The sequence below is a fragment of the Rubellimicrobium arenae genome (genome assembly GCF_017916275.1).
GTDB lineage: Bacteria > Pseudomonadota > Alphaproteobacteria > Rhodobacterales > Rhodobacteraceae > Rubellimicrobium > Rubellimicrobium arenae.
Genome location: NZ_JAFMST010000004.1, coordinates 375,837 through 400,721, shown reverse-complemented (window position 1 = coordinate 400,721; position 24,885 = coordinate 375,837). Strand labels below are relative to the sequence as shown.

Here is a 24,885-nt window from a genome sequence, read left to right as displayed (position 1 = left end):
GAGGGGACCCTCATGGCCATCGATACCGAAACCGCCCGGAAAGTGGCACGCCTCGCCCGCATCCGCGTCGAGGAGGAGCGCCTGCCCGCGCTCGCGCGCGAGTTCGACGCGATCCTGGGCTTCATCGAGCAGCTCAACGAAGTCGACGTGGAGGGCGTGGAGCCCATGACCTCCGTCACCCCGATGCGCCTCAAGCGCCGCCAGGATGTCGTGACCGACGGCAACCGGCAGGCCGAGGTGCTTCTCAATGCCCCCGACGCGCGCGAGGGCTTCTTTGCCGTTCCCAAGGTGGTCGAATGACGGACCTGACCAAGCTGACCCTGGCCCAGGCCCGCGATGGCCTGCGCGCCAAGGACTTTACCGCGCCCGAGCTGACCGAGGCCTACCTTGCGGCCATCGACGCGGCCGATGCGCTGAACGCCTATGTCCACAAGACGCCCGAGATCGCGCGGCAGCAGGCCGAGTTCGCGCAAACCCGCATCCGCGCGGGCATGTCGCCGGATCTCTGCGGCGTGCCCCTCGGCATCAAGGACCTGTTCTGCACCAACGGCGTGCCCTCGCAGGCCGCCTCGCGCATCCTCGACGGCTTCAAGCCGCCCTACGACTCCACCGTGACCGAGCAGCTTCACAAGCAGGGCGCGGTCATGCTGGGCAAGCTCAACATGGACGAGTTCGCGATGGGCTCCTCCAACGAGACGTCCTGCTACGGCAACGCCGTGAATCCCTGGCGGCGCGGCAACGAAGCGACCGCGCTCACGCCCGGCGGCTCCTCGGGCGGCTCGGCGGCGGCTGTGGCGGCGGACCTTTGCGCGGCGGCGACCGGCACGGACACCGGCGGGTCGATCCGCCAGCCGGCGGCCTTCACCGGCATCGTCGGCATCAAGCCGACCTACGGGCGCGTGTCCCGCTGGGGCATCATCGCCTTCGCCTCCTCGCTCGATCAGGCCGGTCCGATGACCAAGGACGTGCGCGACGCGGCGATCATGCTGCGCGCCATGTCGGGCCACGATCCCAAGGATTCGACCTCGGCCGACCTGCCCGTGCCCGACTTCGAGGCGATGCTGACCGGCGACATCCGCGGGAAGGTCATCGGCCTCCCGCGCGAATACCGCATGGACGGCATGCCCGGGGAGATCGAGGCGCTCTGGCACCGCGGGGCCGAGATGCTGCGCGACGCAGGGGCCGAGATCCGCGACATCTCGCTGCCGCACACCAAATACGCCCTGCCTGCCTATTACGTGATCGCACCGGCCGAGGCGTCCTCGAACCTCGCCCGCTATGACGGCGTCCGCTTCGGGCGCCGGGCCAAGCTCTCGCAGGGCGACGGCATCACCGACATGTACGAGAAGACCCGCGCCGAAGGGTTCGGCCCCGAGGTGCAGCGCCGCGTGATGGTCGGGACCTACGTGCTGTCGGCCGGCTTCTACGACGCCTACTACAACCGCGCCCGCAAGGTCCGCGCCCTGATCAAGCGCGACTTCGATCTGGCGTTCGCCGACGGGATCGACGCGATCCTCACGCCCGCTACGCCGTCCTCGGCCTTCGGCCTGGGCGAGATGGCCAACGCCGACCCGGTGCAGATGTACCTGAACGACGTCTTCACGGTGACGGTGAACCTCGCTGGGCTTCCGGGCGTCTCGGTTCCGGCCGGGCTCGACACCAAGGGGCTGCCGCTGGGGTTGCAGCTCATCGGGCGGCCATGGGACGAGGGCGACCTCCTCAATGTGGCCTATTCACTGGAACGTGCGGCCGGGTTCATGGCGAAACCGGCCAAGTGGTGGTAAGGCCGCCCGCGGCCTTGGAGGGATTTATGCGCGCATTGATGGCACTCGGACCAGTGGCCCTGCTCTTGGCGGCCTGCGCATCACCGAGCCCCTACGCCGACCCGCAACGCGAGGCCGCCCTGACCGGGCAGCCGACGGGCGGGTTTTCGGCGTCCAACGGCATCAACACCTCGCCCTATGGCCTCGCGGCTCCTGCCGCGACACCGGCGGGCGGGATCGCGACTTCGGAACTGGCGGCGGCGGGGATCGGCGGGGCTCCTGCCACGACCCCCGGCGGCCTAGTGAGCGTGACGTCGGGCGGCGCGGTGGGCGAAGTCAACATGCTGCGCTCCTCCGGCATCGAGGCCTCGCCCAGCAACGCCGCGCCGACCCTGGTCGGGGCCGTTCCGGTCGGGAACCCCTCGGTTCCGGCGTCGACCGGCGGCATCTCGGACGAGCAGGACTTCAACGCCGTCTCCTCGCGGGAAAGCATCCAGTCCGACGCGGCCCGCCGGGCGCAGCAGGCGGCCCAGTATCAGGTGGTGCAGCCCCAGGCCCTGCCGCCGCCGCCTGCCACGACCGGCCCGAACCTCGTCGAGTATGCGCTGAACGCCCCGAACGAGAAGGGGCAGCCCTGGTATTCGCGCTTCGTCCTGTTCGCCCGGGAGAATCGCATGCTGCGCAATTGCGCCGACTATCGCACGCCGGACGAAGCGCAGCGCGATTTCCTCGCCCGTGGCGGGCCGGAGCGGGACGCGCGCGGGCTTGATCCCGATGGGGACGGCTTTGCCTGCGCCTGGGACCCCGCGCCGTTCCGCGCCGCGGTCGGGCGGAACTGAGGGAATCACCGAACCACGGTGAACGTCGGGGCGGCGCACGCCCCGACCTCGTGGTGATCCACTACACCGCGATGCGGACCACCCAGGAGGCACTGGAGCGGCTCTGTGACCCCGCCTACGAGGTCTCGGCGCACTACCTTCTTGCCGAGGATGGGACGGTTCTGCCGCTCGTGCCCGAGGAGCGGCGCGCCTGGCATGCCGGCGCTGGCCGCTGGGGCGAGGTGTCCGACATCAATTCCCGCTCCATCGGGATCGAGCTGGCCAACCGGGGCACGCATCCCTTCGCGCATCGGCAGATCGCCGCGCTGGAACGCCTCCTGGACGAGATCCTGGCCCGCTGGACCATCCCGCCCGAACGTGTCCTGGGCCATTCCGACATGGCGCCCGCCCGCAAGGTCGATCCCGGGCCGCGCTTCGACTGGCGGCGGCTGGCGCGGAGCGGACTGTCGGTCTGGCCCGAAGACGCGGAGGCCGAGAAAGCCACCTTCCTGACCTCGCTGGCCGCCTTCGGCTATGACCCGGCGCTCCCGCCGGACCTGCTCCTCCAGGCCTTCCGATTGCGCTTCAGGCCTTGGGCCAGCGGACCCTTGTCCAGGTGCGACGCCGGCGCGGCAGCGGATCTGGCTGCCCGGTTTCCCGTTGACCGCCGGGCAGGGGCAGCCTAAGGCAACCGCGCGCGGATGGCCGGATGACCGCGGGGGCCGCAAGGTCCACGAGGAAAGTCCGGACTCCGGAAAGCACGGTGCCGGGTAACGCCCGGCCGGGGTAACCCGAGGGAAAGCGCCACAGAGAACGAGACCGCCCGTCGGACCGGAGGTTCGCCGAAGGATCAATCCGCCGGGCAAGGGTGAAACGGTGGGGTAAGAGCCCACCGCGGGACGGGCAACCGGACCGGCACGGCAAGCCCCACCGGGAGCAATGCCAAATAGGGGCCCCGCGTCCGCGAGGACAGGGATGCTTCAACCCGAGGGGCCCGGGTTGGCAGCTTGAGGCCCGTCGGTAACGGCGGGTCCAGAGGAATGGTCATCCGACGGGGGCAACCCCTGGACAGAATCCGGCTTACAGGCCATCCGCGCACCGATCTGCCTGTTTCGGGTTGACACACCCCGCCCCGTAGCTAAAAGGCGGGCTTCATCCGACATTCACGCGGGCCCACCTCCCGCGACGGGAGAGACGACATGGCCAAGCCGACGACCATCAAGATCCGCCTGAACTCTTCGGCGGGCACGGGGCACTTCTACGTCACGAAGAAGAACGCCCGTACCATGACCGAGAAGATGACCGTGCGGAAGTACGACCCTGTCGTGCGCAAGCACGTCGAATACAAGGAAGGCAAGATCAAGTAATCTGCCCTCCGGCGTTTGACTTGACGGGGCCGCGTGGGACACACGCGGCCCTTTTCCGTTGCGAGGTTCCGTGTTCACGATACGCCGCGCCACCCTTGCGGACATCGGGGCCGTGGACGCGCTGCTGGGCCGGTCCTACGGGCCGCTGCTGCGGAGCCACTACCCTCCGTCCACCCTCGTGCTCGCCCTGCCACGCATGGCCCGCGCGCAGCCCGGGCTGCTGGCCTCGGGGCGCTACTACCTGGCCGAGGAGGAGGGTGTGCTGCTGGGGGCAGGGGGCTGGTCGCAGGACGCCCCCGGGGGCGGTGTGACGCCCGGTATGGGCCATGTCCGCCATGTGGCGACGGACGCTCGTGCGGTGCGGCGCGGGATCGGTCGGGCGATCCTGGATCGCGTGGCCATGGACGCACGATCGGCGGGCCTGGTCCGCCTGTCGTGCCTGTCGACGCTCACGGCCGTGCCATTCTATGCGGCGCTGGGCTTCCAGGAGGTCGGGCCCAGGACGCTTCAGTTCGGGGGCGTCCCTTTCGCCGTGGTCGAGATGGAGCGACGGCTCTGACGCCACGAAAAAGGGCCGGCGTTGCGGCCGGCCCCCTGCGATTCCGTGTCGATCCGCGCGTCAGTCGCGCTGGTTGCCCATGAACTGGAGCAGGAACATGAAGATGTTGATGAAGTTCATGTACAGGTTGAGCGCGCCCAGGATCGCCGACTTGCCAAGCCATTCGGCGTCGCCGTAGTTGGCGTGCTGGACGTAGTCGACCTTGATCCGCTGGGTGTCATAGGCCGTCAGCGCCGCGAAGATCAGCAGGCCGATGATCGACACCGCGAAGGCGATCGCGGGCGAGCCGAGGAAGATGTTGATGACCGAGGCCGCGATGAGGCCGATCAGGCCCATCATCAGGAAGGAGCCCCACCCGGTGATGTCACGCTTGGTCGTGTAGCCGTACAGCGACAGGCCCGCGAAGGCGATCGCCGTCACGAGGAAGGTCTGGGCGATGGACACGCCCGTGAACACGGCGAAGATCCAGGCCAGCGAAAGGCCCATCAGCGCCGAGAACACATAGAACATCGTCTGCAGCGCAGCGGCCGACACGCGGTTGACCGCGCCACCGATGACGAAGACGAAGATCAGCGGCGCGAACATCGCGATCCAGCCCAGGATGTTCGGCTGCATCGTCACCGGGTCACGGAAGGCGGACAGCAGCGCCGGCGAGGAGCCGACAGCCCAGGCCACGGCGCCCGTGACCAGCATGCCCACGGACATCGTGCCGTAGACCTTGTTCATATGGGCGCGAAGCCCTTCATCGATCCGCGCGGCCCGGGCGCCGGCCGTCGTCGCGCGGATCGTGGAATAGTCAGCCATGGTACCCCCTCTGCATGTCTCTAAGGGCGCCGCCAGTAAGCGACGCCTTCGAAGGAGCATATTGGAAAGGGGCGTTTGCTTTTCAAGACGCCCCCATTGTCGCATCCGTCAGCGCAGCCAGTGGCCGGGGGCATCCCAGACCGGCTTCTCCGCCTCATGCCGCGCCTCGGTGCGGGTCAGCCCGACATCCCTGAGAAGATGATCTTCCAGATCAGCAAGTTGCCGGCGCGACCGCGCCAGCGCGGCCAGCCGGAGAAGGTGCGACAAGGACAGGGTCGAGCGGCGGCTGAAATGGCCGGCGAGGGATGAAAGTCGTTCCATGACAGGGCTCCTGATCGAAATGCGTTATGCCATAAATCGTGATGCGTGATCGCTCATGCATTCCGATGCTTGATAATTGCCCCGGAATCGCCTATGCGGAAAACGAATATTTGAAACAGTTGACATCAGGGAATGTGATATGCCGCGGAACCTCGACCTGACCGCCCTTCGTTCCCTGGTAGCGGTGGCCGACACGGGTGGGGTGACCCGCGCGGCGGCCTTGCTGAACCTGACCCAATCGGCCGTATCCATGCAGCTCAAGCGCCTGGAGGAATCGACCGGCCTCGACCTGATCGACCGATCCGGGCGCGGAGTCGGCCTGACCGCCACGGGGGAGCAACTGCTCAGCTACGCCCGTCGGATGCTGGCCCTCAACGATGAAGCCTGGGGACGCCTCACGCGTTGCGACCTGGAAGGGGAGATCGTGCTGGGGGTTCCGCACGACATCGTCTACCCGTCCATCCCCAACGTGCTTCATCGCTTTTCCAAGGATTACCCGCGGATCAAGGTCAACCTGGTTTCCTCCTTCACGTTGAAGCTGAAGGAGGATTTTGCCCGGGGCGAGATGGACGTGATCCTGACGACGGAGGACACGCCCGACCCCGGGGCCGAGACCCTGGCCGAACGGTCATTGGCCTGGATCGGTGCGCCGGGCGGGCAGGCCTGGCGCGCCAAGCCTCTGCGTCTCGCCTTCGAAACCCACTGCATCTTCCGCAAGGGCGTTCAGCGCCGCCTGGATCGCGCCGGCATCCCCTGGGAGATGGCGGTGGAAAGCTCCTCCACCCGCACGAACGAAGCCATCGTGAGCGCCGACCTTGCGGTCTATGTCCAGATCGACGGGGCGGAGCCGCCGCACCTCGAGCGGGTCGTCCATGTCGGCCATCTGCCGGAGCTATGGTCGGTTCACATCAACATGTACGCCCGTGATCCCGCCCGGGCGCCTGCGCAGGAGGACCTGCTTGAACTTCTGCGGCGGGAGTACAGGTCAGCGGCAACCCAGAGGCCCAGAATCCTGGCTGACGTCGGGCAACATACCGCTGCCTGAGAGCGGATTGCCGCCCGCACCCCACCTGTCCAAAAAGCCAAGGTGACTATTTCAACCTATCCGTGTTTGTTTCAGGCTACGGCGAAATCGGAACGCGAAGCAACCGCTTCTGCTTGGGACGACCTGCTCCCCCTTTGAGCGGGGCGTTTTCCCGATGCGAAACGAAACGACACAAGGAAGCACGACATGAAGCATCCCGTCGATGTGCATGTGGGCAAGCGCATCCGCCACCGCAGGTGGACGCTTGGGACCACGCAGCAACAACTTGCCGACCGGGTGGGAATCAAGTTTCAACAAATCCAGAAGTACGAGACCGGTGCGAACCGCGTCAGCGCGTCCCGCCTGTGGGACATCGCCGCTGCGCTAAGCGTGCCCGTGTCGTTCTTCTTCGAGGGTATGGACAGCCAGGTGCAACCGGACCTTGCCGTGGGACCGGACATGCCGAACGACATCCTCTCGGACCGCGAGGCGCTGGAGCTGCTCCGCTCCTACTACGCCATTCCCGAGGCGCAGCGGCGTCGTTTGTTCGATCTGGCCCGCGTGCTCAGCGACGCAGCCTGACTTGACCGTGCCGACAGGGCCGCGCTACCGCCTTTCCGACCCCGGAAGCGGAGCGGCCCTATGCACGACCCCCTGACATCCGACCTCCAGGCCGAGCTGATCCGCACGGCGCATGCCTTGGCCGACGCAGCCCGGCCCGAGACCCTGAAGCATTTCCGGACCGGCATCCTTTCGGATGACAAGGGTCCGGGGCCGGGGGGACGCTTCGATCCCGTGACCGAGGCCGACCGGGCGGCCGAACGGGCGATGCGCGACCTGCTGGCCCAGCTGCGGCCCGACGACGCCATCCTGGGCGAGGAATACGGCCGCAAGGCCGGGACGACTGGGCTGACCTGGGTTCTCGATCCCATCGACGGCACCCGGGGCTACATCAGCGGAACGCCGACCTGGGGGGTCCTCATCTCGGTGGCGGACGATGCGGGACCGATCTTCGGCATCATCGACCAGCCTTACATCGGAGAGCGATTCGAGGGCGGGTTCGGCCGGGCCCTCGTGACTGGTCCGCGGGGCGCCGCTCCGCTCCGGGTGGGCCGCGATCGTCCCCTGTCCGAAGCCACGATCCTGACCACCTTTCCCGAGATCGGGACGGCGGCGGAATATTCGGCCTTCCGGCGCGTCGCCGATCGGGCCCGGCTCGTCCGGTATGGCATGGATTGCTACGGCTACGCGCTGGTGGCCGCCGGCCAGGTCGATCTCGTGATCGAGGCTGGCCTGCAGCCCTACGATGTCCAGGCCCCGATCGCGGTGGTCACTGCCGCCGGCGGCATCGCCACCGACTGGGAAGGTCGTCCGGCACATGAGGGTGGACGGCTTCTGGCCGCAGTCAGCCCGGCCATCCACGCCGCCGCCATGGAGCTGCTGGCTGGCATTTCCTGAGAGACCGGCCATGCGGGGCTGGGTCCGGTTCCTGCGCTCATCACGGCCCCGCGGCGTGGCGCCCGCCTTCCACGGGAAGGTTCGCGCCGGAGCAGGGACGAACCGTCACGAAAGGACCTGACGATGCCCGACCTCCTGATCCGCAACGCCGACCTCTGCCTGACCATGGACGATGCCGGACGGGAGATCGCGAACTGCGATGTGCTGGTGCGGGATGGCGTCGTGGCCGCGGTGGGGCAGGGGCTCGTGGCTCAGGGGGTCGTGGCGCCGGGGGCCGAGGTGGTCGACGCCTCGGGGGCGCTTCTCACCCCCGGCCTCGTGAACACGCACCACCATCTCTACCAGACGCTGACGCGCGCCGTCCCGGGGGCGCAGGATGCGCTTCTGTTCGGGTGGCTCAAGACGCTCTATCCGATCTGGTCCCGCTTCGGGCCCGAGGAGATGTTCGTGTCCGCCCTGGTGGGCTTGGCCGAGTTGGCCCTCTCGGGCTGCACGCTCAGCTCGGACCACCTGTACCTGTTCCCCAACGGGGCGCGGCTCGACGACACCATCGCCGCGGCCCGGGAAATCGGGCTCCGCTTCCATCCGACCCGCGGCGCGATGAGCATTGGCGAAAGCCAGGGCGGTCTGCCGCCCGACGCTCTGGTCGAGAGCGAGGCCGCAATCCTCGAGGACTGCATTCGCGTGATCGACGCGTTCCACGACCCGTCCGATGGGGCGATGGTGCGGGTCGGCGTGGCGCCATGCTCGCCGTTCTCGGTCAGTCGCGACCTCATGCGCGAGGCCGCGCTGCTTGCGCGCGACAAGAAGGTCATGCTCCACACCCACCTCGCCGAGAACGACGAGGACGTGGCCTACTCGCTCGAACGGTTCGGATGCCGCCCCGGCCAGTATGCGGAGGACCTGGGCTGGACCGGGCCGGATGTCTGGCACGCGCACTGCGTGAAGCTCGACCCGCAGGAGATCGGCCTCTTTGCCCGGACCGGAACCGGCGTGGCGCATTGCCCATGCTCGAACTGCCGCCTGGGGTCCGGGATCGCGCCGCTGCGGGCCATGCGGGGCGCTGGCGTCAAGGTGGGCCTGGGCGTCGATGGTTCCGCCAGCAACGACACCGGAAACCTCGTTGCCGAAGCGCGGCAGGCGATGCTGCTTCAGCGGGTGTCGCTCGGGGCCGACGCCATGAGCGCGCGCGAGGCGCTCTGGATCGCGACGCGGGGTGGGGCCGAGGTGCTGGGCCGACCCGATTGCGGGCGCATCGCCGTCGGTGCGCGGGGGGATCTTGCCCTATGGGACATGCGTGGAGTGGAGGCTGCCGGAAGCTGGGACCGGGCCGCGCTGCTCTTGGCCGGTCCGACCCGGGTGCGCGATCTTTGGGTGGAAGGCCGCCGAGTGGTGGCGGATAGCCGCCTGACCACCATCGATCTCCCGGCTGTCGTGGCCCGACAGGCCGCTTTGGCGCGGAATCTCGCTTAGACGGACGGACTGTTTAGGCCAAAGGGCGCTCCTGCCCAACATCGCCCCGCTTGCGCCAATAGATCGCCAGAATCCCTCTTAGTAATCGTCTCAGGCGTCCTTTGCTGCGAGACGACGAATGCGATCGAAACTGCTATCCCTGCTGGTGGCGCCGCTGCTTCTGTCCGGCGGCCTCGTTTTGGCTTCGGCCACGTCCTCCTCCGCCCAGACCGCCGCCAGCCTGGATGCATCCCACTCCCGCGTCTCGACCTCGACCGCGTCGGAAGTGTCCTTCGAGACGGCGCTGAACCAGATGCGCTCGCAGAGCGGCTTGGGCGGGCTGCGGGCGGATCGGCACCTCATGTTGGCCGCTCAGGCCTATGCCGAGGATATGGCGCGCCACGGCTATCATTCGCATTACGGGCGCGACGGGTCGACCGTGGTGGATCGCGCTCGGGCGGCCGGATGCGCCGGGCGCGGCTACTTCGCCGAGAACATCGCCTGGGGCCAGAAGACGGCGCAGGCGACCTTTGCAGGCTGGTCGGCCTCCCCGGGCCACAGGGCCAACATGCTGGGCCGGAACTACGGGGTCTATGGCCTCGGGTGGTCCGGGGGCATGTGGGTGCTCATCTTCGCCGACGCCTGCTGAGACGAGATCAGCCGGGTCGCGCGACGGGCTGGCCGCCGACCCATGTCGCGCGAACCGCCCGGTCGTCCCCCATCATCAGGGTGGGGAACACCAACTCCCACAGGTCGCGCGCCCGCTCTGCGCGTTGCGCGATCACCGGCGTCGAGGCGAGGTCGAGGACCACCATGTCCGCCTCGGCTCCGGCTTCGAGACGGCCCACCGTCCCGTCCAGATGCAGGGCCCTGGCCGAACCCTCGGTGGCGAGCCAGAGGAGCTGGGACGGGTGGACCGCATGCCCCCGGATCTGCGCGATCTCGTAGGCGGTGGCCATCGTCCGCAGCATGGAGAAGGATGAGCCGCCTCCGGTGTCCGTCGCCAGGCCCGTCACCACGCCGCGTCCCTTCAGGCCCACGAGGTCGAACAGGCCCGAGCCGATGAAGGTATTCGACGTGGGGCAATGGATCGCCGCCGCCCCGACCTCGGCCAGCCGGTCCACCTCGCGTGGTTCCAGATGGATGACATGGCCGTAGACCCCGCGCGGGCCAAGCAGGCCATGCGCCTCATAGGTATCGAGATAGTCCCGCGCCCCTGGATAGATCCCGCGCACCCACTCCACCTCGTCCGTCTGCTCGCTAAGGTGGGTCTGCATGAGGCAGGTCGGGTTCGCGGCCCAGAGCGCGCCCAGGGCCTCCAGCTGCTCGGCCGTGGAGGTCGGCGAGAAGCGCGGGGTGATCGCATAGCCCGCCCGGCCACGTCCATGCCAGCGGGCGATCAGGCGGGCGCTCTCGTCGTGGGCGGATTGCGCGGTGTCCCTCAGGCCCTCGGGCGCGGTGTCCCGGTCCATGCAGGTCCGCCCCGCCACGACCCGCATCCCCCGCGCCGCGGCGGCCTCGAAGAAGGCGTCCACCGAGCCTTCGTGGATCGTGCAGTAGGAGCAGAGCGTGGTCGTCCCATGGGCGAGCGCGAGGTCCAGGGTCCGGTCCGCCACCTCCCGCGCATAGGCCGGGTCGGCGAATCGCATCTCTTCCGGGAAGGTGTAGGTGTTCAGCCAGTCGATGAGCCGTTTGCCCCAGGAGGCGATGATGCCCGTCTGCGGGTAGTGCATATGGGCGTCCACGAAGCCCGGCAGGATCAGGTCGCGGCCGTAGTCCCGGACCTGGGCCTGCGGATGCGCCGACCTCAGGGCCTGGCCGTCGCCCACGGCCCGGATATGCCCGCCTTCGACCAGCACCCCGCCATGCGCATGATGGAGGACGCACTCCTCCCAGGGCTGGAGAAAGGGATCTCCGGTGAAGGACAGGGTCTGGCCCAGGAGGAGCGTGGTCATCATGCCGCCACCCTAGGTGCGAGCCGGGCCGACTGCAAACCGCCCGCGCCCCGTTGCCCCCGCCGCGCAAATCTGTAGGGTCCGCCGCGTCGGCAGCAGGGGACAGGGGGACACGGATGGACGATCGATCCGCCACCACCCGCGCCCCGGACAACGACGAGGACGACGAGTTCGGCCTTCCGTCCCGCCTGGTGGACGAGGTTCTGGACGCCGTCGAGGCCGGGGATGTGGCCCGGCTCGGGGGGCTGTTGGAGCCGCTCCACGCGGCCGACATCGCCGACCTTCTCGAACAGATCGGACCGAACCAGCGCCGCGACCTGCTCTCCCTGTGGAAGGGGGGCGTGGATGGGGACATCCTGTCCGAGCTGGACGAGTCGCTCCGCGAGGAGGTGATCGAGGGGCTCGAACCCGGCGAGCTGGCCGAGGCTGTCCGCGATCTCGAGACCGACGACGTCGTGGACCTCGTCGAGGATCTCGATCCCGCCGCGCAGGAAGCGGTCCTGGACGCCCTCCCGGCCGCCGACCGGATCGCGGTCGAGAAGGCCCTGACCTACCCCGAATATTCCGCTGGACGCCTGATGCAGTCCGAGGTGGTGCGCGCGCCGCATCACTGGACCGTGGGCGAGGCCATCGACTTCCTCCGGAGCGGGGTGATCCTGCCCGACCAGTTCTATCACGTCGTCCTGATCGACCCTCGGCTGAAGCCGGTCGGCTATGTGACCCTGGGCCGGATCCTCAGCTCGCGCCGCGACATGAAGCTCCGCGACATCACCGAGGACAGCTTCCGCACCTTCCACGTCGAGGACGAGCAGGGGGACGTGGCCCAGGCCTTCAACAAGTACCACCTGATCTCGGCCCCTGTGGTGGACGACGATGACCGGCTCGTGGGCGTCATCACCATCGACGACGCGATGAACGTCCTGGACGAGGAGCATGAGGAGGACATCCTCCGCCTCGCCGGGGTGGGGGACGGGGCGCTCTCGGACAGCGTGATCGACACGATCCGCGGCCGGTTGCCCTGGCTTCTCGTGAATCTCGGGACAGCGGGGCTGGCGGCTTTGGTCATCTCCCGGTTCGAGGGCACGATCCAGGCGCTCGTGGCCCTGGCGACGCTGATGCCCATCGTCGCTTCCATGGGCGGGAACGCGGGCACGCAGTCCCTGACGGTCGCCGTGCGGGCGCTGGCCACGCGGGACCTCACCCGGTCGAACGCCTGGCGCGTGATCCGCCGCGAGGCGGCGGTGGGACTTCTCAACGGCCTGGTCCTGGCGCTGGTGCTGGGCGGCATGACCGTGCTGCTGTTCGGATCGCCCGCCCTGGGTGCGGTCATCGCGTCGGCGCTGATCGTGAACCTGATCGCAGCCGCCCTGGCCGGGGTATTCGTGCCCCTCCTGCTCGAAAGGATCGGCGTGGACCCCGCGCTGGCCTCGGGGACGTTCGTGACGACGGTCACGGACGTGGTGGGCTTCTTCTCCTTCCTGGGGCTTGCGACGATGGTGCTGCTGTGAATGACCTTTCCCACATCAAGGCCGAGGCGCGGGCCCGCGCCTTCGCCCGCCGTCAGGTCGCCTGGGAGCAGGGGCATCCCCACCCGTCGGCGCTGCTGTCCCAGGTGCTGGCGGCGCATCGCGGGCGGCCTCTCGCAGGCTATCTCCCGATGCGGAGCGAGATCGATCCCCTCCCGGCCATGGCCGAGATGGCCGCCCACGGTCCCGTCGGGGTGCCCGTGACGCCGCGGCGAGGGTTCCCGCTCACCTTCCGGATCTGGACGCCGGGATGCGCCATGGTCGATGGCGGGTTCGGCACCCAGGTTCCCGCCTCCGGGGCGGACGTGACGCCCGAGGTGCTGATCGTGCCGCTTGTCGCCTTCGACCGAAAGGGCGGGCGGCTGGGATATGGCGGCGGCTTCTATGACCGGACGCTGGCCGCCCTGCGCGCGCTGGGTCCTGTCACCGCCATCGGCTTTGCCTGGGCCGCGCAGGAGGACGATCTGCTTCCGCTGGAGGAGACGGACGCGCCGCTCGACCTGGTGGTCACGGAATCCGAGATCATCACGCCCTGACGGCGCGACCTTCCTTGCCCTGGCGGCCGGCGGCACCTACACCCAGCACATGAAACTCTTGTTCCTCGGCGATGTGATGGGGCGGGCCGGCCGGGCGGCCGTGTCCGAGCGGCTTCCCAAGATCCGGAGCGAGTGGAAGCTCGACTTCGTCGTGGTCAACGGCGAGAACGCCTCGGGCGGCATGGGCCTCACACCCGAGCATGCGCGCGTCCTTCTGGCGGCAGGCGCCGATGTCGTGACGCTGGGCGACCATGCCTTCGACCAGAAGGACATGGCCTCCTTCATCGAATCCGAGCCGCGGATCATCCGGCCGCTGAACTTCGCCAAGAGCGCGCCGGGCCGGGGCCATCGCGTCTATGACGCGCCAGGCGGACGCAAGATCCTCGTGGCCCAGGTGCTGGGCCAGGTGTTCATGAAGCGGCCCTTCGACGACCCGTTCTCGGCGGTCGATGCGGTCCTGCGCGCCCATCCGCGCGGCGGCCTCGTGCAGGCGAGCCTTATCGACATGCACGCCGAGGCCACCTCCGAGAAGATGGCCATGGGTCACTACTGCGACGGCCGGGCCAGCGTCGTCGTGGGCACCCACACCCATGTTCCCACGGCGGATGTGGTCATCCATTCGAACGGAACCGCCTATCAGTCCGATGCCGGAATGTGCGGGGACTACGATTCGATCATCGGGATGCAGAAGGAAGAGCCCATGCGACGGTTCATCACCGGCATGGGACGCGACCGCTTCACCCCGGCCCTGGGCGAGGCGACGCTGTCCGGCCTTTACGTCGAGACGGAGGATCGCACCGGGCGCGCGACGAGAGCCGTTCCGGTGCGCCTAGGCGGGCGGCTGGCTGAGTCACGACCCTGATCGGGTGCGACGCAGCGGTCGATCCGCAGTTCAGACACCATGATAGCAGGAACTGTCGCCATTCCTGAAACGGTGGCGAACCTGTTGCGCGTTGCCGGTCCTACGGAACGGGCTCGCTCAATCCGCCAATTTCCGGAGAGCCTTGCAGGAAATCAAACTACTCGCGCTATTGGAGTGTGCGTAGAAAAATCGTCCTAATTTGTGCTGCTTTCGAACAAACTGTTTCTCTTCTATCCTCAATTCTGTTCTATATCGTAAGATGATAGAGCGGAGTCGATTGCATCGGTTCCGGCGCGGCAACAAGTTGAACGGAAACGGCCAGCCCATGCGTCTCTTTTATAACGCAACGACGACCAACTTCGGCGATCACATTAATTCGTGGCTCTGGCCGCGCCTGATCCCCGAGCTGATTGATCGGGAGGAGGGGGATGTCCTTGTCGGCATCGGGTCGCTCCTCAAGGCCGACCTCGATCGCATGCCGGGCCGCAAGGTGATCTTCGGGACCGGCTCGGGTTACGGCAATCCGCCACCGCCCAGAGCCGCGCAGAAATGGCAGGTGTACGGCGTCCGCGGGCCGCTGACGGCGCGGATGTTCGGCCTGCCGGATTCGGCGGCCATCACCGACGGGGCGTGGCTGGTCGACCACCTGCCGGAGTTCAACACGCCCAAGGCCAAGGGACAGGACGTCGTCTTCGTGCCGCACTGGACCTCGGCGGCCTATGGCAACTGGAAGCCCGCCGTCGAGATGGCGGGGATGAAATACATCGATCCGCTCGATGACGGCCCCTCGGTCCTGTCGCGCATCGCCACGGCTCGGCTGGCCGTCGTGGAGTCGCTGCATGGCGCGATCTTCGCCGACTACTTCCGCACGCCCTGGATCGCGGTGTCGTCGCCCGGCCGCGTCCTGCACTTCAAATGGCTCGATTGGGCCATGTCGCTGGGTCTGGATTATCGAAGCTACCAGCTGCCCGCCTCGGACATGATCGACTTCCTGACACAGGGCCAGACGCCCAGCCACGAGATGCCCCGCATCGCCGCCCGCAGCTTCACGCCCGACCAGTTCCGCTACGAGGTGGTCGCCCAGCGCCACAATGCGAGCCTGGCCTACCGCAGCAAGATCAAGGCCAAGGGCGTGCTTCGCGCGGGCCGGGCCCGGGTGCTGGCCGAACTCAGGAAGCATCGGGACGGAATCGGAATGGGCCGGTGGAACGAGGCGCATCGCGATGCGCTGGCTGAGTATCTGACCCGCCTCGCCATGGTCGAGGGCACGCTGAGCCACGACGCCGTCCGCGCGAACCGGCTGGCCCGCCTGGCCGAGGCTCTGCACAACCTGCGCCGGGACCAGGGAGTGGCAACCACGCCGGTGCCGGACCGGCCTCATCTCCAACTGGTCAGATCGATGTCGACCCCGCTTGCAGCCGCAGAGGCCGCTCGCCTATAGAGGCGCGCATCTTTTCGGCAAGAAGGTTAGACCTATGGCCGGCCATTCCAAATGGGCCAACATCCAGCACCGCAAAGGCAAGCAGGATGCGATCCGCTCCAAGCTCTTCTCCAAGCTCGCCAAGGAGATCACCGTCGCGGCAAAGATGGGGGACCCGGACCCCGAGAAGAACCCGCGCCTGCGCCTCGCGGTCAAGGAAGCCCGCTCCAATTCCATGCCGCGCGACGTCATCGACCGCGCCATCAAGAAGTCGCAGGGCGGCGACGCCGACACCTATGAGAACATCCGCTACGAAGGCTACGGCCCGGGCGGCATCGCCGTCATCGTCGAGGCGCTGACGGACAACCGCAACCGCACGGCGTCGAACGTCCGCTCCACCTTCTCGAAGAACGGCGGCAACCTGGGCGAGACCAACTCGGTGGCCTTCCAGTTCGAGCGCAAGGGCGAGATCTTCTACAAGCCCGAGGTCGGTGACGCCGACAGCGTGATGATGGCGGCCCTCGAGGCCGGCGCGGAGGACGTGGAGTCCGACGAGGAGGGCCACTGGATCACCACGGGCGAGGATGACCTCGGCACCGTGTCCTCGGCCCTTGAAGCCTCCCTCGGCGAGAGCGAGACGGCCAAGTTCGTCTGGCGTCCCAAGGTGACCACGCCGGCGGACGGCGACACCTTCGAGAAGCTCATGAGGCTCGTCGAGGTGCTCGAGGATGACGATGACGTGCAGAACGTCACGACCAACGTCGAGGCGTCCGAGGACGTGATGGCGGCCTACGCGGCCTCCTGACGATGGCGCAGTCCCGGCCCGTTGTCGGCATCCTGTGGATGCTGGTGACGGGCCTTCTCTTCGTCGGCATGACCGCCGTCGTGAAGCATGTCGGGAGCGACGTACCCGCGGCCCAGTCGGCGTTCCTCCGCTTTGCCCTGGGACTGCCCTTCGCGCTGCCCATGCTCTGGCCGCTCGTCCGCTCCGGGCTCACGCGACGGCAGGCGGGCCTGTTCGCCGCACGCGGCGCGGTGCATACCGTCGGTGTCATCTGCTGGTTCTTCGCCATGACCCGCATCCCTCTCGCGGAGGTGACGGCGATGAACTACCTCAATCCGATCTACGTGACGTTGGGGGCCTCGCTCTTCCTGGGGGAGCGGTTCGAGGCGCGGCGCCTGATCGCGGTGGCGGCGGCGCTGGTCGGCGCCCTGGTCATCCTGCGGCCTGGCCTTCGGGTGGTGGAGGCCGGCCATTTGGCGATGCTCGTGACCGCGCTGTTCTTCGCCGTGGGTTACCTGATCGCCAAGCGTCTGTCGGGACAGGTCAGCGCCAGCGCCGTCGTCGGCATGTTGTCGGTGACGGTCACGCTGGGGCTCCTGCCCTTTGCGGTGGCGGTCTGGACCCCGGTCGGCCTTGCGGAGGTCGGATGGTTCCTGCTGACGGCGATCCTCGCCACCCTGGCGCATTATGCCATGACACGGGCCTTTGCGGCGGCACCCGTGAGCGCCACGCAGCCCGCGACATTCCTCCAGCTGGTCTGGTCGGTCCTGATGGGCGCCACGTTCTTCGCAGAACCGGTCGACGGCTGGGTGATCCTGGGCGGGGCCATCATCATGGCCGCCGTCACCTTCATCACCTGGCGCGAGGCGCTGGCCCGCCGCGTGACGGCCGATGCCTCGGGCTAGGATCTCGGGTCGAGGAGCCGCGCCAGCACGCCGTCCGCCGTGACATGGCCCACCAGGCTCCCGTTCTCGCGTACGGCGAGTGGCCCGTTCCGAAGCTGCTGCATGACGCTGCGGATGTCGGCATCGGGACCGATCTCGGCCTGGGGCGGCTGGCCGTCGGGCCGGCCCATCACGTCACGCGCGCGCAGCACGCCCAGCGGGTTCATATGCGCCACGAAATCGGCGACATAGGGGGTGGCCGGCTCGCGGAAGATGTCGCGCGGCGTCCCGCATTGCACGATCCGCCCGCCTTCCATGATGGCGATCCGGTTGCCCAGCTTGAACGCTTCGTCGAGATCGTGGCTCACGAAGATGATCGTGCGGTTCCTGCGGGCCTGAAGCTCCAGCAGCTCGTCCTGGAGCCGCGTCCGGATCAGCGGGTCGAGCGCGGAGAACGGCTCGTCCATCAGCAGGACGGGCGCGTCGGTCGCAAAGGCGCGGGCCAAGCCCACCCGCTGCTGCATCCCGCCCGAAAGCTGCCCCACCAGGGCGTCGGCGCGGTCGTGGAGGTTGACGAGCCGCAGCTCCTCCTCGACCCGGGCGGCGCGCGTGGCGCGGGACTGGCCCCGCAGTTCCAGCCCGAGGCCCACGTTGTCGCGCACGGTGCGCCAGGGCAGCAGGCCGAACTGCTGGAACACCATCGCGACCGTGCGTTGGCGGATGCCCCGCAGCGTGACGGCGTCCGACTTGGTCACGGACACCATGTCGCCGTCGGTGCGGACCCGCACCTCGCCCCGGCAGACCGGGTTGAGACCGTTCACGGCCCGCAGCAGGGTCGACTTGCCCGATCCCGACAGGCCCATCAGCACGAGGATCTCGCCCTCGGCCACCTCCAGCGAGCAGTCGTGGACACCGAGGACCTGCCCGGTCCGGCTGTGGATCTCGGGCCGGCTGAGACCCTGGTCCATGAGGGGCAGGGCCTGTTCGGGCCGGTCGCCGAAGACGATGTTCACGTGATCGAAGACAACGGCGGTCATTGCGGGCGCCCCACGCGCAGCATGCGATCCAGGATGATGGCCACGACCACGATGATGAACCCCGATTCGAAGCCCAGCGCCGTGTTGACGGAGTTGAGGGCCCGGACCACGGGCACCCCCAGGCCGTTCGCCCCCACGAGCGCGGCGATCACGACCATGGACAGGGACAGCATGATGGACTGGTTCAGCCCAGCCATGATCTGCGGCAGGGCATAGGGAAGCTCCACCTTCCAGAGCTTCTGGCGCGGGGTGGCGCCGAAGGCCTCGGCCGCCTCGAGCAGGGCCTGGGGCGTGGAGGAGATCCCCAGATGCGCCAGCCGGATCGGAGCCGGGAGCACGAAGATCACCGTCGCGATGAGGCCGGGCACCATGCCTAGCCCAAAGAAGACGATGGCCGGGATCAGATACACGAAGGTCGGCAGGGTCTGCATCAGGTCGAGCACCGGGGCCATGACGGCATAGGTTCGGGGCCGGTGCGCCGCCGCGATTCCAATGGGGACGCCGATGCCCATGCACACTGCGCAGGCCGTGAGCACAAGGGTGAGGCTTTCGGTTGTTTCCTCCCAGTAGCCCTGGTTCAGGATGAACAGGAAGCCCAAGAGCACGAGGAGGCAGGTCTTCCAGGACCGCTGCAGCACCCAGGTCAGCGCGACGAAGATCGCGATGATGACGAGGGGGTGGGGCGCCTGGAGCACCCAAAGGAGGCCGTCGATGATCGCGCCGATGACGCTGGCCAAACCATCGAAGAAGGCCTGCCCATGGCTCTGAAGCCAGTCGAACACGTCGGCGGCGGTGCGCCCTACCGGAATCTTGTGTGTCAGCCAGTCCATGGGCCCCTCGCGTTTGCAGGTGCTGGCCGGTGCTCTAGAATCATTCGTCGAGGAAGGCCAAGATGCGGGAGCCCACGTCTTCGGGCATCTCCCAAAACATGTTATGCCCGTGCCCTGCGTAGATCACGTACTGCGCGTCGGGCAGGGTCTGGTGAAGGCGGTCCTGGGTTCCCGCGTCGAACAGCCCATCCTGGTCGCCCCAGAGCACCAGCGTGGGCGCCTTGATGCGCCCGGCGTACCAGGACCAGTCGGTCAGGGTCAGCGCCCGCAGCACCCCGGTCCAGACATGAAGCGGGACGGCCGCGCTCTCGGCCCGTTCGCGGGACAGGAAATCCTCGTCCACGGGCGTCGGGTTCGCGTACCAGTCCAGCATGAACTGGCTGTCGGGATCGATCGGCGCGCTCAGCCCCGGCACGTTGTCCCAGAGCCAGTCCGTCGCCCCCTGGGGCGGTGCGAGAGCCGTGCTGATGAGAACGAGGTCGTCGACGCGCTCCGGATGCTCGGCCGCGAAGACCCCCGCGGTCATGGAGCCCAGCGAATGGCCGACGATGTCCGCCCGTTCGATCTGCAGGGCATCCATGAACCCGAGCAGGTCGCCGGACAGGGCGTCGATGCCATAGCAGCAGGCCGGCGCGTCCGAGCCGCCATGCCCCCTGAGGTCCACCGCGTAGATGTGGCGGCCGCCCAGATGGGGCGCCAGCAGCGACCAGCTCCGGCTGTTGTCGGTGTAGCCGTGCAGCAGGATGAGCGGATCGCCCCCGGCCTCTGCCGTTCCGTCGATCTCCACATAGGCGAGCGTCTGGCCGGAGGCCGTGGTGACCGTCTGCCGGGCTCCGGCCCAGTCGGCCTGCGACGGCAGGGGACCGGCCAGGGCGGGGCCTGCCGACACGATCAGCGTCGCGAGGAGGACCCGCCCCACCACGGTCAGAGACCCATCGCCGACTTGACCGCCGCCAAGCCGTCGCTGCCGTCCACCGTCGTCACGCCAGCGAGCCAGCCGTCGAAGGTGTCGGGATGCTCGGTCAGCCACTGCTTGACGGCTTCGTCCGGGTCCATGCCGTCATCGAGGATGAGGCCCATCATCTCGTTCTCCATGGGCAGGGAGAACTGCATGTTCTGGAGGAGCTTGGCCACGTTCGGGCACTCGGCCGCAAAGCCCTTGCGCGTCACGGTGTAGACGTTGCCTTGGCCGCCGAAGAAGTCCTCGCCGCCTTCGACATACTTGAGGTCGAAGTTCGAGTTCATCGGATGCGGCTCCCAGCCCAGGAAGACGACCGGCTCCTCGGCGTCGACGGCGCGGCGCACCTGGGCGAGCATCCCCTGCTCGGAGGACTCGACCACCTCGAAGCCTTCGAGCGTCTTGCCCGCCTCGGTCAGGCCGATCAGGTAGGTGTTGGCCTCATTGCCCGGCTCGATGCCGTAGATCTTGCCGTCGAGCGCGTCCTTGAACTTGGCCAGGTCTTCGTAGGTGTGCAGGCCCTGGTCGTAGAGGTAGGTCGGCACCGCGAGGTTGTACTTGGTACCCTCGAGGTTGATGCCGAGCGTCTCGATCGAGGCATCGTCGAGATAGGGCTGGATGGCGCTTTGCTGCGACGGCATCCAGTTGCCCAGGAACACGTCGATGTCGCCCTTGGACAGCGCCTCGAAGGTCACGGGCACGGACAGCACCTGCACGTCCACGTCATAGCCCAGCGCATCGAGCACCTGCTTGGCCGCCGAGGTGGTGGACGTGATGTCGGTCCAGCCGACATCCGACAGGCTGACCGACGTGCAGGCATCCTGCGCGAAGGCCGGAGCGGCCGCCGCAAGGAGCGTGATCGCGCCCAGGGTGGTGCGCAGGGTCATGGAAGGTCTCCCTCTTGGATGGCGGTGTTGCCCCGCCGTTTCTTGATTGACTAGTCAATCAACCACTCGATATTGCGGATGCGCAAGCATTTTTTGAGACGACCATGCCGCGCAATTCAGCCGAGCCTATCCGACGGGCCGCGATCGTCAAGGCAACGATTCAGGAGGTCGCCCGGGCGGGGACCCTGGAGGTGACGGTGGCGCAGATCGCGGGCCGGGCCGGCGTGTCCTCGGCGCTGGCGCACCACTACTTCGGCTCCAAGGAGGCGATCTTCGTGGCGGCCATGCGCCATGTCCTGACCGTCTTCGGCGCGGAGGTGCGCGGCGCGCTCGCGACCGCCGACACCCCGCGCGAGCGGCTCGAGGCCATCGTGCGTGCGAACTTCTCGTCCGGGTCCTTCCGCAAGGAGGTGATCTCGGCCTGGCTCAACTTCTATGTACTGGCTCAGACCATGCCCGAAGCCCGACGGCTCCTGTCGCTGTATCGCCGGCGACTCCACTCCAATCTCGTCCATGCGCTGCGGCCGCTGGTCGGGGCGCGCGCGGGGGAGGTGGCCGAAGGATTGGGCGCTCTGATCGACGGCGTCTACCTGCGGCAGGCGCTGGCGGGGACGTCGCCGGACCGGCAGGCGGCCGCGGCGCTGGTGCTGAACCATCTCGCCCGCGAGGTGGCGGCATGAGCCGGCCCAACATCCTGATCCTCATGGTGGACCAGCTGACCGGAACGCTCTGGCGCGATGGGCCTGCCCCGTTCCTGCACGCGCCCAACCTGCGGAAGCTGGCCGAACGGTCGGTTCGGTTCTCGAACGCCTACACCGGATCGCCGCTCTGCGCGCCGGCCCGCGCCTCGTTCATGTCGGGGCAACTGCCGCGGCGGACGCGGGTCTACGACAACGCCGCGGAGTTCACGTCGTCGGTGCCGACCTTTGCCCACCATCTGCGGCGCGCGGGCTACCAGACGGCGCTGTCGGGCAAGATGCATTTCGTCGGGCCGGACCAGATGCATGGTCTGGAGCAGCGGCTGACCACGGACATCTACCCCGCCGACTTCGGCTGGACGCCCGACTACCGCAAGCCCGGCGAGCGGATCGACTGGTGGTACCACAACCTCGGCTCGGTCAGCGGGGCGGGCGTGGCCGAGATCACCAACCAGTACGAGTACGACGACGAGGTCGCGCATTTCGCCGTCCAGAAGCTCTATGATCTCGGGCGCGGGCACGACGCTCGGCCCTGGTGCCTGACCGTCAGCTTCACGCACCCGCACGACCCTTATGTCGCGCGTCGGAAGTACTGGGACCTCTACGAGGGCTGCGAGCAGCTCGAACCCGAGGTGGCTCCCATCCCCTACGAGGACATGGACCCGCATTCCCGGCGGATCATGGACTCCTGCGATTGGCGCGCGTCCGAGATCACGCCCGAGATGGTGCGCCGCGCGCGGCAGGGCTACTTCGCCAACATCACCTATGTGGACGACAAGATCGGCGAGATCCTGGCCGTGCTGGAGGCCACGCGGCAGGAGGCGATCGTCGTCTTCCTGTCGGATCACGGCGACATGCTGGGCGAGCGTGGCCTGTGGTTCAAGATGAACTTCTTCGAGGGCGCGGCCGCCGTGCCCCTCATGATCGCGGCTCCGGGGCTCGAGCCCGGACGCATCGACACGCCGGTCTCGACCATCGACCTTTGCCCGACGCTCTGCGACCTGGCCGGGGTGTCGATGGACGAGGTGATGCCCTGGACCGACGGCGTGTCGCTTGTGCCCGTGGCCCAGGGCGCGGCGCGGGGACCCGTGCCCATGGAGTATGCGGCCGAGGCGTCCGAGGCCCCCATCGTCGCGATCCGCGACGGGCGGTGGAAGTATGTCCGTTGCGCCCTCGACCCCGAGATGCTGTTCGACCTGGATGCCGACCCGCAGGAGCTGACCAATCTCGCGGCCGATCCGATGCAGGCCGACGTCCTCGCGCGGCTGCGGTCCATGACCGAGGCACGCTGGGACCTCGGGGCCTTCGACGCCGAGGTGCGCGAAAGCCAGGCCCGGCGCTGGGTCGTCTATGAGGCGCTGCGGAACGGCGCGTATTTCCCCTGGGATTTCCAGCCGCTCCAGAAGGCGTCCGAGCGGTACATGCGCAACCACATGGACCTTAACGTGCTGGAAGAGAACCAGCGTTTCCCGCGGGGTGAGTGAGATGACCCAGGTTCAGCCCCAAGCCAGCCACTTCGTGAACGGCGCCTACCGCGAGGACGTGGCGGGCGAGGCGATCCCCGTCATCTACCCCGCGACCGGCGAGGTCATCGCCACCGTCCACGCCGCCACTCCGGCAGTGATCGAGGAGGCGCTGGCCTCGGCCGCCCGCGCCCAGAAGGAGTGGGCCGCCCTGCGCGGCGTGCAGCGGGGGCGCGTCCTGCGCCGGGCCGCCGACCTCATCCGCGAGCGCAACCGCGACCTGTCGGTGCTGGAAACCTACGACACCGGCAAGCCGCTGTCGGAAACGCTGGTCGCAGACGCCTGGTCGGCGGCGGATGCGCTCGAGTATTTCGGCGGCCTCGCGGCGACGCTCTCGGGCGAACATATCCAGCTGGGCTCCGACTTCGTCTACACCCGGCGCGAGCCGCTGGGGGTCTGCGTCGGCATCGGGGCCTGGAACTACCCGACCCAGATCGCCGCCTGGAAGGGCGCCCCGGCGCTGGCCTGCGGCAACGCCATGGTCTTCAAGCCGAGCGAGACGACGCCACTGGGCGCGCTGAAACTCGCCGAGATCCTGATGGAGGCGGGGGCTCCGGCCGGGCTATACAACGTCGTGCAGGGGATGGGGGCCGTGGGTGCGCAGCTCATCGCCGACCCGCGCGTGGCCAAGGTGTCGATCACCGGCTCGGTGCCGACCGGAACCAAGGTCTACGAGGCCGCCGCGCGCGCCATGAAGCACGTGACGCTGGAGCTTGGCGGCAAGTCGCCCCTGATCGTGTTCGAGGACGCCGACCTGGAAAGCGCGGTGTCGGGCGCGATCCTCGGCAACTTCTATTCCACCGGGCAGGTCTGCTCCAACGGCACGCGGGTCTTCGTGCAGCGCGGCCTCAAGGACGCCTTCCTGTCCCGCGTGGCGGAGCGTCTGCAGGGCGTCGTCATGGGCGACCCGCAGGACGAGAGCACGAACTTCGGCCCCATGGTCAGCCAGCGGCAGCGCGACATCGTCGAGGGCTTCATCCAGAAGGGGATCGAGGAGGGCGCGCGTCTGGTCGCAGGCGGGCGGCGGCTGAACCGGCCCGGCTTCTGGATCGAGCCCACGGTCTTTGCCGACGTGACCGACGACATGACCATCGCCCGGGACGAGATCTTCGGGCCCGTCATGTCCGTCCTCGACTTCGACACCGAGGAGGAGGTGCTGGCCCGCGCCAACGCCACCGAGTTCGGCTTGGCCGCCGGGGTCTTCACCCGCGACCTTGCCCGCGGGCACCGGGTCGCGGCGGGCTTCGAGGCGGGCACCTGCTTCATCAACGCCTACAACCTGACCCCGGTCGAGGCCCCCTTCGGCGGCATGAAGCGGTCGGGGATCGGCCGCGAGAATGGCCAGGCCGCCATCGAGCACTATTCGCAACTCAAGTCCGTCTATGTCGGCATGAACCGCGTGGAGGCGCCCTTCTGATG

General features: G+C 68.1%; 27 protein-coding genes and 1 other RNA gene. 21 read left to right on the top strand and 7 right to left on the bottom strand.

The features are described 5' to 3' along the window. Positions 1-12: 12 nt before the first annotated feature. The 7 genes from gatC to J3P31_RS08750 all read left to right on the top strand — a co-directional run bounded on the left by gatC (position 13) and on the right by J3P31_RS08750 (position 4,507). Positions 13-300, top strand: a complete 288-nt coding sequence (gatC, locus tag J3P31_RS08780) for an Asp-tRNA(Asn)/Glu-tRNA(Gln) amidotransferase subunit GatC (RefSeq protein ID WP_210528038.1) — start codon at positions 13-15, stop codon at positions 298-300. Continuing rightward, positions 297-1,784 (top strand): Asp-tRNA(Asn)/Glu-tRNA(Gln) amidotransferase subunit GatA, encoded by a 1,488-nt coding sequence (gene gatA, locus J3P31_RS08775; RefSeq protein ID WP_210528037.1) that lies wholly within the window; start codon positions 297-299, stop codon positions 1,782-1,784. Before gatC ends, gatA begins: the two co-directional genes overlap by 4 nt. A gap of 26 nt (positions 1,785-1,810) precedes the next feature. Continuing rightward, positions 1,811-2,602, top strand: a complete 792-nt coding sequence (locus tag J3P31_RS08770; RefSeq protein WP_210528036.1) for a hypothetical protein — start codon at positions 1,811-1,813, stop codon at positions 2,600-2,602. Further along, a complete protein-coding gene (locus tag J3P31_RS08765; RefSeq protein WP_210528091.1) occupies positions 2,599-3,267 on the top strand; it encodes an N-acetylmuramoyl-L-alanine amidase in 669 nt (222 codons plus the stop codon). The genes J3P31_RS08770 and J3P31_RS08765 overlap by 4 nt, the downstream gene beginning before the upstream one ends. A gap of 11 nt (positions 3,268-3,278) precedes the next feature. Further along, positions 3,279-3,680: RNase P RNA component class A (gene rnpB, locus J3P31_RS08760), an RNA gene on the top strand. 100 nt (positions 3,681-3,780) lie between these two features. Next, positions 3,781-3,948 (top strand): 50S ribosomal protein L33, encoded by a 168-nt coding sequence (rpmG, locus tag J3P31_RS08755; RefSeq protein WP_021098674.1) that lies wholly within the window; start codon positions 3,781-3,783, stop codon positions 3,946-3,948. A gap of 70 nt (positions 3,949-4,018) precedes the next feature. Further along, positions 4,019-4,507, top strand: a complete 489-nt coding sequence (locus J3P31_RS08750; RefSeq protein ID WP_210528035.1) for a GNAT family N-acetyltransferase — start codon at positions 4,019-4,021, stop codon at positions 4,505-4,507. 60 nt (positions 4,508-4,567) lie between these two features. Here J3P31_RS08750 and J3P31_RS08745 read toward each other — a convergent pair whose 3' ends face one another. Further along, positions 4,568-5,311 (bottom strand): Bax inhibitor-1/YccA family protein, encoded by a 744-nt coding sequence (locus J3P31_RS08745; protein WP_210528034.1) that lies wholly within the window; start codon positions 5,309-5,311, stop codon positions 4,568-4,570. A 108-nt stretch (positions 5,312-5,419) separates the two neighbouring features. After that, complete coding sequence (locus tag J3P31_RS08740) at positions 5,420-5,632, bottom strand: DUF1127 domain-containing protein (RefSeq protein WP_210528033.1); 213 nt, start codon at positions 5,630-5,632, stop codon at positions 5,420-5,422. Between the two features lie 139 nt (positions 5,633-5,771). On the opposite strand from J3P31_RS08740, the gene J3P31_RS08735 reads away from it, so the two are divergent. From J3P31_RS08735 to J3P31_RS08715, 5 genes are all read left to right on the top strand, one after another. After that, positions 5,772-6,677, top strand: a complete 906-nt coding sequence (locus tag J3P31_RS08735) for a LysR family transcriptional regulator (protein WP_210528032.1) — start codon at positions 5,772-5,774, stop codon at positions 6,675-6,677. A gap of 186 nt (positions 6,678-6,863) precedes the next feature. Then, positions 6,864-7,238 carry a helix-turn-helix domain-containing protein gene (locus J3P31_RS08730; RefSeq protein WP_210528031.1) on the top strand — a complete coding sequence of 125 codons (375 nt, stop codon included), beginning with the start codon at positions 6,864-6,866 and terminating at the stop codon, positions 7,236-7,238. Between the two features lie 60 nt (positions 7,239-7,298). Further along, positions 7,299-8,114: an inositol monophosphatase family protein gene (locus J3P31_RS08725; protein WP_210528030.1), complete on the top strand. Its 816-nt coding sequence runs from the start codon at positions 7,299-7,301 to the stop codon at positions 8,112-8,114. Positions 8,115-8,237: 123 nt separating this feature from the next. Continuing rightward, the gene (locus J3P31_RS08720; RefSeq protein ID WP_210528029.1) at positions 8,238-9,587 is read left to right on the top strand and encodes an 8-oxoguanine deaminase; all 1,350 of its coding nucleotides are present in this window, start codon (positions 8,238-8,240) and stop codon (positions 9,585-9,587) included. Positions 9,588-9,705: 118 nt separating this feature from the next. Continuing rightward, positions 9,706-10,215 carry a CAP domain-containing protein gene (locus J3P31_RS08715; RefSeq protein ID WP_210528028.1) on the top strand — a complete coding sequence of 170 codons (510 nt, stop codon included), beginning with the start codon at positions 9,706-9,708 and terminating at the stop codon, positions 10,213-10,215. A 7-nt stretch (positions 10,216-10,222) separates the two neighbouring features. Here the strand turns inward: J3P31_RS08715 and guaD are convergent, their stop codons facing one another. Then, positions 10,223-11,524, bottom strand: coding sequence for a guanine deaminase (guaD, locus tag J3P31_RS08710; protein ID WP_210528027.1), 1,302 nt, complete (start codon positions 11,522-11,524; stop codon positions 10,223-10,225). A 113-nt stretch (positions 11,525-11,637) separates the two neighbouring features. Here guaD and mgtE point away from each other — a divergent pair, with 113 nt between their 5' ends. From mgtE to J3P31_RS08680, 6 genes are all read left to right on the top strand, one after another. Then, complete coding sequence (gene mgtE / locus J3P31_RS08705) at positions 11,638-13,029, top strand: magnesium transporter (protein ID WP_210528026.1); 1,392 nt, start codon at positions 11,638-11,640, stop codon at positions 13,027-13,029. After that, on the top strand, positions 13,026-13,583 hold the full coding sequence (locus J3P31_RS08700; protein WP_210528025.1) for a 5-formyltetrahydrofolate cyclo-ligase: 558 nt from the start codon (positions 13,026-13,028) through the stop codon (positions 13,581-13,583). Before mgtE ends, J3P31_RS08700 begins: the two co-directional genes overlap by 4 nt. Before the next feature lie 49 nt (positions 13,584-13,632). Next, on the top strand, positions 13,633-14,445 hold the full coding sequence (locus J3P31_RS08695) for a TIGR00282 family metallophosphoesterase (protein WP_210528024.1): 813 nt from the start codon (positions 13,633-13,635) through the stop codon (positions 14,443-14,445). Positions 14,446-14,770: 325 nt separating this feature from the next. Continuing rightward, positions 14,771-15,886 (top strand): glycosyltransferase family protein, encoded by a 1,116-nt coding sequence (locus tag J3P31_RS08690; RefSeq protein ID WP_210528023.1) that lies wholly within the window; start codon positions 14,771-14,773, stop codon positions 15,884-15,886. A 34-nt stretch (positions 15,887-15,920) separates the two neighbouring features. Beyond that, complete coding sequence (locus tag J3P31_RS08685) at positions 15,921-16,670, top strand: YebC/PmpR family DNA-binding transcriptional regulator (RefSeq protein ID WP_210528022.1); 750 nt, start codon at positions 15,921-15,923, stop codon at positions 16,668-16,670. 2 nt (positions 16,671-16,672) lie between these two features. Beyond that, positions 16,673-17,554, top strand: a complete 882-nt coding sequence (locus tag J3P31_RS08680) for a DMT family transporter (protein WP_246849352.1) — start codon at positions 16,673-16,675, stop codon at positions 17,552-17,554. Here J3P31_RS08680 and choV read toward each other — a convergent pair. From choV to choX, 4 genes are read right to left on the bottom strand one after another with little or no spacing between them, the layout of a single operon-like run. Beyond that, on the bottom strand, positions 17,551-18,570 hold the full coding sequence (gene choV, locus J3P31_RS08675) for a choline ABC transporter ATP-binding protein (protein WP_210528021.1): 1,020 nt from the start codon (positions 18,568-18,570) through the stop codon (positions 17,551-17,553). The two genes, J3P31_RS08680 and choV, sit on opposite strands and share 4 nt — an antisense overlap. Further along, on the bottom strand, positions 18,567-19,400 hold the full coding sequence (gene choW / locus J3P31_RS08670) for a choline ABC transporter permease subunit (RefSeq protein WP_210528020.1): 834 nt from the start codon (positions 19,398-19,400) through the stop codon (positions 18,567-18,569). The genes choV and choW overlap by 4 nt, the downstream gene beginning before the upstream one ends. A gap of 40 nt (positions 19,401-19,440) precedes the next feature. Continuing rightward, the gene (locus tag J3P31_RS08665) at positions 19,441-20,322 is read right to left on the bottom strand and encodes an alpha/beta fold hydrolase (RefSeq protein ID WP_210528019.1); all 882 of its coding nucleotides are present in this window, start codon (positions 20,320-20,322) and stop codon (positions 19,441-19,443) included. Between the two features lie 2 nt (positions 20,323-20,324). Further along, positions 20,325-21,245 carry a choline ABC transporter substrate-binding protein gene (gene choX / locus J3P31_RS08660; RefSeq protein WP_210528018.1) on the bottom strand — a complete coding sequence of 307 codons (921 nt, stop codon included), beginning with the start codon at positions 21,243-21,245 and terminating at the stop codon, positions 20,325-20,327. Between the two features lie 104 nt (positions 21,246-21,349). Here choX and betI point away from each other — a divergent pair, with 104 nt between their 5' ends. Genes betI through betB form a run of 3 tightly spaced genes read left to right on the top strand, consistent with a single transcriptional unit; the run spans position 21,350 to position 24,883 of the window. Further along, the gene (gene betI / locus J3P31_RS08655; protein WP_210528017.1) at positions 21,350-21,925 is read left to right on the top strand and encodes a choline-binding transcriptional repressor BetI; all 576 of its coding nucleotides are present in this window, start codon (positions 21,350-21,352) and stop codon (positions 21,923-21,925) included. Continuing rightward, positions 21,922-23,427 carry a choline-sulfatase gene (betC, locus tag J3P31_RS08650; protein WP_210528016.1) on the top strand — a complete coding sequence of 502 codons (1,506 nt, stop codon included), beginning with the start codon at positions 21,922-21,924 and terminating at the stop codon, positions 23,425-23,427. Before betI ends, betC begins: the two co-directional genes overlap by 4 nt. Before the next feature lies 1 nt (position 23,428). Beyond that, the gene (gene betB, locus J3P31_RS08645; RefSeq protein WP_210528015.1) at positions 23,429-24,883 is read left to right on the top strand and encodes a betaine-aldehyde dehydrogenase; all 1,455 of its coding nucleotides are present in this window, start codon (positions 23,429-23,431) and stop codon (positions 24,881-24,883) included. Positions 24,884-24,885 lie beyond the last annotated feature (2 nt).

Bases quoted from the DNA above. Each gene is read 5' to 3' on its own strand.
- gatC (WP_210528038.1), top strand. From the start codon at position 13: ATGGCCATCGATACCGAAACCGCCCGGAAAGTGGCACGCCTCGCCCGC.
- gatA (WP_210528037.1), top strand. From the start codon at position 297: ATGACGGACCTGACCAAGCTGACCCTGGCCCAGGCCCGCGATGGCCTG.
- J3P31_RS08770 (WP_210528036.1), top strand. From the start codon at position 1,811: ATGCGCGCATTGATGGCACTCGGACCAGTGGCCCTGCTCTTGGCGGCC.
- rpmG (WP_021098674.1), top strand. From the start codon at position 3,781: ATGGCCAAGCCGACGACCATCAAGATCCGCCTGAACTCTTCGGCGGGC.
- J3P31_RS08745 (WP_210528034.1), bottom strand. From the start codon at position 5,311: ATGGCTGACTATTCCACGATCCGCGCGACGACGGCCGGCGCCCGGGCC.
- J3P31_RS08740 (WP_210528033.1), bottom strand. From the start codon at position 5,632: ATGGAACGACTTTCATCCCTCGCCGGCCATTTCAGCCGCCGCTCGACC.
- J3P31_RS08735 (WP_210528032.1), top strand. From the start codon at position 5,772: ATGCCGCGGAACCTCGACCTGACCGCCCTTCGTTCCCTGGTAGCGGTG.
- J3P31_RS08730 (WP_210528031.1), top strand. From the start codon at position 6,864: ATGAAGCATCCCGTCGATGTGCATGTGGGCAAGCGCATCCGCCACCGC.
- J3P31_RS08725 (WP_210528030.1), top strand. From the start codon at position 7,299: ATGCACGACCCCCTGACATCCGACCTCCAGGCCGAGCTGATCCGCACG.
- J3P31_RS08720 (WP_210528029.1), top strand. From the start codon at position 8,238: ATGCCCGACCTCCTGATCCGCAACGCCGACCTCTGCCTGACCATGGAC.
- J3P31_RS08715 (WP_210528028.1), top strand. From the start codon at position 9,706: ATGCGATCGAAACTGCTATCCCTGCTGGTGGCGCCGCTGCTTCTGTCC.
- guaD (WP_210528027.1), bottom strand. From the start codon at position 11,524: ATGATGACCACGCTCCTCCTGGGCCAGACCCTGTCCTTCACCGGAGAT.
- mgtE (WP_210528026.1), top strand. From the start codon at position 11,638: ATGGACGATCGATCCGCCACCACCCGCGCCCCGGACAACGACGAGGAC.
- J3P31_RS08695 (WP_210528024.1), top strand. From the start codon at position 13,633: ATGAAACTCTTGTTCCTCGGCGATGTGATGGGGCGGGCCGGCCGGGCG.
- J3P31_RS08690 (WP_210528023.1), top strand. From the start codon at position 14,771: ATGCGTCTCTTTTATAACGCAACGACGACCAACTTCGGCGATCACATT.
- J3P31_RS08685 (WP_210528022.1), top strand. From the start codon at position 15,921: ATGGCCGGCCATTCCAAATGGGCCAACATCCAGCACCGCAAAGGCAAG.
- J3P31_RS08680 (WP_246849352.1), top strand. From the start codon at position 16,673: ATGGCGCAGTCCCGGCCCGTTGTCGGCATCCTGTGGATGCTGGTGACG.
- choV (WP_210528021.1), bottom strand. From the start codon at position 18,570: ATGACCGCCGTTGTCTTCGATCACGTGAACATCGTCTTCGGCGACCGG.
- choW (WP_210528020.1), bottom strand. From the start codon at position 19,400: ATGGACTGGCTGACACACAAGATTCCGGTAGGGCGCACCGCCGCCGAC.
- choX (WP_210528018.1), bottom strand. From the start codon at position 21,245: ATGACCCTGCGCACCACCCTGGGCGCGATCACGCTCCTTGCGGCGGCC.
- betI (WP_210528017.1), top strand. From the start codon at position 21,350: ATGCCGCGCAATTCAGCCGAGCCTATCCGACGGGCCGCGATCGTCAAG.
- betC (WP_210528016.1), top strand. From the start codon at position 21,922: ATGAGCCGGCCCAACATCCTGATCCTCATGGTGGACCAGCTGACCGGA.
- betB (WP_210528015.1), top strand. From the start codon at position 23,429: ATGACCCAGGTTCAGCCCCAAGCCAGCCACTTCGTGAACGGCGCCTAC.